Here is a 6836-nt window from a genome sequence, read left to right as displayed (position 1 = left end):
GGATGGGGGCGGGTTCATCGTTATATAAGGAACCCGCCGTCGCCTGGAGGAAGATCCACCGAGCCTGTGGCGAGGGAGCTTGCTCCCGCTGGGCTGCGAAGCGGCCCCAAAACCAGCCCTCTCGAAACAACTGACCCACCGAGGTGCTGGCCATTGGGGCTGCTGCGCAGCCCAGCGGGAGCAAGCTCCCTCGCCACAGGGTTTTGCATGAGCCTGAGTGGCTCATCTTTTACCCATGGTTTTTCATAAGGAACCCCTGCGATGTCCCTGCATCCGGAACTCAACGCCTTCCTCGACCTGGCCGAAGAAAGCCAGGCCGAGGGCCCCGGGCCGTTTCACCTGTCGACGCCGGCCCAGGCCCGTGAGGCGTTCGAGCGCACCACCGGGCAATTGCGCTGGAACGCTCCGGCGGATGTGCAGTGCACCGCTCACGCATTCACCGCCCGAGACGGCGCGCCGCTGGCGTTGCGTCTGTATCGTCCGGCCACGGCTTGGGCCCAGGCGCTGCCGGTGCTGGTGTACTTTCACGGCGGCGGCTATGTGGTCGGCAGCCTGGACTCCCACGACGGCGTCTGCCGCGAATTCTGCGCCCGGACACCGTGCGCAGTGTTGTCGGTGGGCTATCGCCTGGCCCCGGAACACACCTTTCCGACCCCGCTGAACGACGGCGCCGACGCCCTCGACTGGCTGGCCCGGCAGGCCCGTGCCGAAGGCCTGGACCTCAGCCGCGTGGCGTTCGGCGGCGACAGCGTCGGCGCGACACTGGCAACGGTGCTTGCGCTGCAAGCGGCCCTGGAACCCGCCTCCCTGGCGATCCAGCCGTGCTTTCAATTGCTCTGCTACCCGGTGACCGATGCGTCCACCAGCAGCCCGTCCACCGAGCTGTTCGGCGAGGGGTATCTGCTGGAGAGCGAAACCCTCGAGTGGTTCTACCGGCACTACGCCAATGAGCCCACCGACCGCCTGGACTGGCGTTTCTCGCCGTTGCTGGCCCCCGGTTACCCAGGCCTGGCCCCGGCCCTGATCGCCCTGGCCGGCCATGACCCGCTGCTCGACGAAGGCCGCGCCTACGCCCGTCGCTTGCAGGAGCAGGGGGGGAGCGTGGAACTGATCGAATACACCGGCCTGATCCACGACTACCTGCGCCTGCAGAGTGTGGTGCCGGAGATTGACGAGGTGTACGCGCAATTGAGCCAAGCCTTGCGGGCTGCACTCACTGCCTGAGACACCACAAAACAACTGTGGGTGGTCTCAGGATTTGCATAGGCCACAGATCCCCTGTGGGAGCGAGCTTGCTCGCGATAGCGGAGGGTCAGCCAGCATTTGAAGTGACTGATACACCGCCATCGCGAGCAAGCTCGCTCCCACAGTTGTTTTGGGGTGATTTCAGTATTTTGCAGGCACAAAAAAACCGGGCCAGGCCCGGTTTTTTTGTGTGGGGTATTGCTTAGAAGTCGTAGGTCACGTCCAGCGAGGCCACGCGTTCCTGGCCGTAGTAGCAGCCGAACGAGTAGTTGCAGTGGGACACGTATTCGCGGTCGAAGACGTTTTGCACGTTCAGGCTGGTGGTGACGCCACGCAGGCTCAAGCTGGCCTTGCCCATGTCATAGCTGATGGTGGTGTCGAACACGGTGAAGGCCGGTACGTCGAACGAGTTGGCCGCGTCGCCCGGCTTGCGGCCGGTATGGCGGGCGCCTGCGCCGAAGGTCAGGCCATTGAGGACGGCCTGGGTGAAGTGGTAGTCGACCCACAGCGTGGCGGAGAACGGTGCCTGTTGCTCGCTGCGGTTGCCCTCGTTGCCGTAGTTGTCCTTGGTGTAGAACGAGTCGAGGTAAGTGGCGGCGGCCATGACGTCGATGTTGTCGACCGTGGATTTGACTTCCAATTCAACGCCCCGTGAACGCACCTGGCCCGACTGGATCGAGTTCTGCGGATCGGCGGGGTCGGCGGTGACCAGGTTCTTCTGTTTGATCTGGAACACCGAGGCGGTAATCATCGTCTTGTCGAACGGCTGGTACTTCACACCCACTTCGTATTGCTCGCCCTCGGTCGGCTTGAAGGCGTTGCCGCTAGCGTCCGTGCCCGTGGTCGGCAGGAAGGATTCCGAGTAGCTGATGTACGGCGCCAGGCCGAAATCGGTGACATAGGTCAGGCCCACCCGGCCGGTGAACTTGTTGTCACGCAGTGAGGAGACGGTGCCCGCCAGCAGATCCTTGTTGTCCACTTCGGCCCAGTCCTGGCGGCCACCCACGGTCAGGATCCACTTGTCCAGCTTGATCTGGTCTTGCAGGTAGACGCCGGTCTGGCGAACGGTGTTGTCCCACTTGGTGTCCAGCGTCGGGGTTACGCTACCGGTGTCGTAGTTGTTGTTATTGCCGTACAGGTCGATCGGCACGACGTTGTAGGCGTTGTAGCCATCGTACTTACGGTTGAAATGACGATAGTCCACGCCCGCCAGGGTGGTGTGCTCCAGGGCGCCGGTGTTGAATTTGTATTCCACGTTGTTATCGACGGTGTAGGCGGTGTTGTGCTGCTGCCAGTCGAGTTTTACGCGGTTGGCCTGGGTCTGGTCGGTCACGCCACCGGTGGTGACGAAGCTGCGCAGGTAGAAACCCCGATACTGGTCACGCACATCGGTGTAGCGCGCGGTGGAGCGGAATTTCAGGTCATCGGTGAGGTTGTGGCTGAAGTCGTAGCCCAGGATGAACTGGTCACGCTTGTAGTCGTTCCACCGCGTGTCGCCGGAGAAAAAGTCCCGGTCGATCCGCTGGCCGTTGGGGCCGCGCTCCAGGGAGCCGATCCTCGGCAGCGCTTGATAATCCTCCAGGCCGTCGTCGCGCTGGATCTGCGCCAGCACGGTCAGCGAGGTGTCTTCGTTGGGCGCCCAGGTCAGGCTCGGTGCCAGCAGCATACGTTCGCTGTGAGTGTGATCGACCTGTTGGTTGCCTTTTTTCGCCACGCCAATGACGCGGTAGCTGAATTCCTTCTGGTCGTCGATCGGGCCGCTGGTGTCGAATGCGCCGTTGACCCGGCTGTAGCTGCCCGCGCCCAGTTTGATCTGGCTGCGCTGTTCCGTGGTCGGGCGCTTGGAGACCATGTTGATCAGGCCGCCGGGCTGGTTCTGCCCGTACAGCACCGACGAGGGGCCCTTGAGCACTTCGATGCGTTCCAGGGTGTACGGGTCGATTTGCGGCGCGCCACCCAGGCTGCCGGCATAGGGCAGGTAGGCCCCGTCGAGGTACAGCGGCGTGGGCGAGAAACCCCGGCTGGTGATTTCGTCGGCGATGGCGTTGCGGTCGGTGAAGCCGCCGGTGTTCAGGCCTGGCGTGTAGCGCAGGGCTTGGGTCAGGTTGCGTGCGCCCTGGGTGGCGACCTGTTCGGCGGTGACCACGTTGATGGTCTGCGGGATCTCCAGGATCGGCGTGTCGGTCTTGGTACCGGTGGCGCTGCGGGTGGCGACGTAGCCGTCCACCGGACCGTAGGCGGATTCCGCGGACTTACCGGTGATGGTGGTGGCGCCCAGTTCCAGCGAATCCCCCGCCTTCCTGGCGCGCACGCTGACCGTGTTGCCCTGGATGGTGAACATGACGCCGGTCCCCACCAGCATCTGCGACAACGCTTGCGCCGGCGACAACCGACCGCTGACCGGCTGGCTGCGCAGGCCCTGGACATCATCGGCGCTGTAGAGCACTTGCAGGTTCGATTGATTGCTCAAGGCCTGCAGGGCACTCGCCAGCGACTGCGCCGGAATGTTGAGGTCGACTTCCTGTGCCTGGACCTGTGCGCTGAACGGCATGGCCAGTGCCAGGCTGAACGCGGTGGCGCTGAAGCCTGGCTGCAGCAGGCGGCGCATGATCAGTGCCTTGGTAAAACGTGGAATCCCCGGAGTTGCTGGCATGTGTTTCACTCTTGCAGGTTTTAGTTTTAATAGGGGTGTAGTTGTTATCAATTCTTAATTAGGACGCACGACCCCGGAAAAACCAGAATGAGAATCGTGATTATTTACGCGGATTGCAGTTCGGTGATGACGCGGCCGGCTTCCATGCGCACCAATTGGTCGGCCACGTCGAAGTAACGGTCGTCGTGGGAAATCACAATGATGGTCTTGCCCAGGCGCTTGAGGTCCGGCAGCAGCTCGGTGTAGAAAATCCGCCGGAAGGTCGGGTCCTGGTCGGCGGCCCATTCGTCGAAGACCAGCACCGGGCGTTCTTCCAGCCACGCATTGACCAGTGCCAGGCGCTTGCGCTGGCCGGTGGACAGGTCGGTGGTGGTGAAGGCGCCGTCGCGCACGCTGACCTTGTGGGCGATCTCCAGGCGTTGCAGGTATTGGTTGGCGTCGTCCGGAATATGGGTGTCGCCCTGGACGATGTCGTCGAACAAGTAGTAGTCGGCGAAAATCGTCGTGAACAACTGGCGATAATCGTCGCGGGTCACCGCGGTCACCAGTTGGTCGTTGAGGCGGATTTCCCCTTGCTGCGGCGCATACAGGCCCAATAGCAGCTTGATCAGCGTGGTTTTGCCGCAGCCGTTTTCCCCGACGATGAACACGATGTCGCCTTGGTCGATCTTCAGGTTCACCGGCCCCAGGCGGAACGGCGTGGCGCCTTCCACCGCTGGGAAGCTGTAGGTCACATTGCTCAGTTCCAGCGTTTGCACCGGGGTTTTCGGCTGGCCCTGATCGTTGAGCAGCAGGTGCGGTTCAGGGGATGAAAACTGCTCCGACAACTCGGCGATGCGGCGGAAGGCGATCTGCGCACGGCTGACGATCGGCAGGGTGCCGATCAGGTGCTCCAGTGGGCCTTTCATGTACAGCAACACCAGCACGAAACCACTCATCACCGCTTTGTCGGCGCTCGGCCACAGCGATTGCAGGGCCAGGGCCAGGCCGATCACCACGAAGAACAGCATCGAGCCGAAGGTCTTGGCGATCACGAAGATGTTCACCGAGCGGATCTGCGTGTCGCAGATCTTGTCGGCGGTGTGCTCGATGCCCGAGACGAACATGCGTTGCCGACGGGGGCGATGGATGCGCAGTTCCTTGGCGCCTTCGGCGATGGCGTTGTAGTGCTTCTGCAATTCGTCCTCGGAATCGCGAGCCTCCATGAAGCCCTTGATCCCACGACCACGGGCGATGTACTGCACCACGGTGCCGATGACAATCGCCACGACCATCATCAGGAACATCGGCCACGACAGCATGGCCAGGTAACCCATGCACCCGAGGGTGACGGTCAGGGAGATGGCCAGGGGGGCGAAGGCGAAGGCGAAATCGCTGATGGTGTCGACGTCGTGGGTCAGCACCGGGATCAGGCGATGGCTGCGGTAGCGTTCGATCTGCTGGATGGGCGCCGACAGGACTTTTTCCCCCAGCTCCTTGCGCAATTTGGCGATGATCTTCTGGCCGACGTAGTTGGTGCCGATGTCGGAACAGATGGAGCTGACCAGGGCCAGCAGGCACAACCCGGCGAACACGCCCACCACGGTGTGGCTCAACCCGCCGTCGGCGTGCAGCACCTTGTTGATGGTCGCCAGCAGCACGGTCACGCTCAGGCCACCGACCATGCCCAGCAGGATGGCGCCGATGACAATCAGCCGGAAGGGTTTGAGCAGGGTGAACAATTCATTGAACACCCCGCGTTTTGGTTGGCTCATGGAGGTTTCCCTGCTAGATGAAAAGGGCGAAGGCCATCGCGGGGCATTCACCGCATGGGCTGGAGGACGGCGACGCGCCGGGTTGGGGCGCGCCCACCTGTAGAACGATTGGGAGGGGAGGGGATTTAACGAGGAACTGCCTGACACACATTATTGTGGCGAGGGAGCTTGCTCCCGCTCGGTTGCGCAGCGACCGCAAAATCTTGTGGCCGCTGCGAAGCCCAGCGGGAGCAAGCTCCCTCGCCACAAAAGCCTGTCTGTGTCCGGCAGGTTGATTTACATATCCCGCGCCACCCGAAAACCAATCCAGTCCCCCCGATTACCCGGCACCAACGCGTTGCGGTTGCCGGAGCGGGAGAACACCGGCGCCTCGCCCCAGTCGTTGCCGCGGATGCGTTTGAATTCGCACTTGCCGGTCAGCCAGGCGCTGCCGTCGCTCGGCGCGCCGACATAGTTTTCGTTGTAGCAGTCGGCGGTCCATTCGTAGACGTTGCCGTGCATGTCGTACACGCCGAAGGCATTGGGCGCGAAGCTGCCGGCCGGGGCGGTGAAGTTGTAGCCGTCGGCCGCGCCGTAGGTGTTGGCGTGCTGGGCGATGCTGTATTCCTTGCCTTCATCGAACGGGAAAGGGAACGGCCCGGTGCTGCCGCCGCGTGCCGCGTACTCGCGCAGGGACTCGCTGACCAGTCGGTATGGCTTGCCGGTCTTTTTCGACAACCACGCCACGTAGGCATTGGCCTCGTCGAAGTCCATGCACACCGCCGGGTGCCGGTCGGTGTACTGCTTGCGCGGGTCGCTGCCCTGGTAGTCCGGGATGCCGGCCTTGCACGCCCGACCGGGGCGCTCATCGCCGTCGGGCATGGTGTAGCCGGTGTCGCGCAGGTAGGCGAACCATTCGCCCTTGAGCACCTGGAAACGACTGATCGCCAGCGGTTTGGCAAACGTCACCGGGTGCAGCGGGCCTTCGTCGGGCTCGCGGCCCACTTCGTCGTCCGGGGTGCCCATCTGGAAGGTGCCGGTGGGCAGCACGACCATTTCCGGGCAGTCCTTGCAGTCGCGGAAAACCTGGCCCGGTTGCGACGCCTGGGCGCCGGAGGGCAGCAGGGCGGCGAGGGCCAGTGCCGGGAATAGCTTCAGCGAAAAACTGTTCATCCATCTCTCTCGATAAGGTCAAAAAGGTTCGG

The 6836-nt window shown here is 63.0% G+C and carries 4 protein-coding genes; 1 reads left to right on the top strand and 3 read right to left on the bottom strand.

Going from position 1 to position 6836, the window contains the following annotated elements:
• Nucleotides 1-261: 261 nt before the first annotated feature.
• Nucleotides 262-1224 carry an alpha/beta hydrolase gene (locus tag AC515T_RS19735; protein WP_496529691.1) on the top strand — a complete coding sequence of 321 codons (963 nt, stop codon included), beginning with the start codon at nucleotides 262-264 and terminating at the stop codon, nucleotides 1222-1224.
• A gap of 223 nt (nucleotides 1225-1447) precedes the next feature.
• Here the strand turns inward: AC515T_RS19735 and AC515T_RS19730 are convergent, their stop codons facing one another.
• The 3 genes from AC515T_RS19730 to pvdO all read right to left on the bottom strand — a co-directional run bounded on the left by AC515T_RS19730 (nucleotide 1448) and on the right by pvdO (nucleotide 6804).
• Complete coding sequence (locus AC515T_RS19730) at nucleotides 1448-3898, bottom strand: TonB-dependent siderophore receptor (protein ID WP_496529690.1); 2451 nt, start codon at nucleotides 3896-3898, stop codon at nucleotides 1448-1450.
• A 104-nt stretch (nucleotides 3899-4002) separates the two neighbouring features.
• Nucleotides 4003-5652, bottom strand: a complete 1650-nt coding sequence (locus tag AC515T_RS19725; protein WP_496529689.1) for a cyclic peptide export ABC transporter — start codon at nucleotides 5650-5652, stop codon at nucleotides 4003-4005.
• A gap of 276 nt (nucleotides 5653-5928) precedes the next feature.
• The gene (pvdO, locus tag AC515T_RS19720) at nucleotides 5929-6804 is read right to left on the bottom strand and encodes a dihydropyoverdine dehydrogenase (protein ID WP_496529688.1); all 876 of its coding nucleotides are present in this window, start codon (nucleotides 6802-6804) and stop codon (nucleotides 5929-5931) included.
• Nucleotides 6805-6836 lie beyond the last annotated feature (32 nt).

It is taken from the genome of Pseudomonas sp. FSO-7 (genome assembly GCF_059579345.1).
This window is presented reverse-complemented; position numbering and strand designations above follow the sequence as displayed.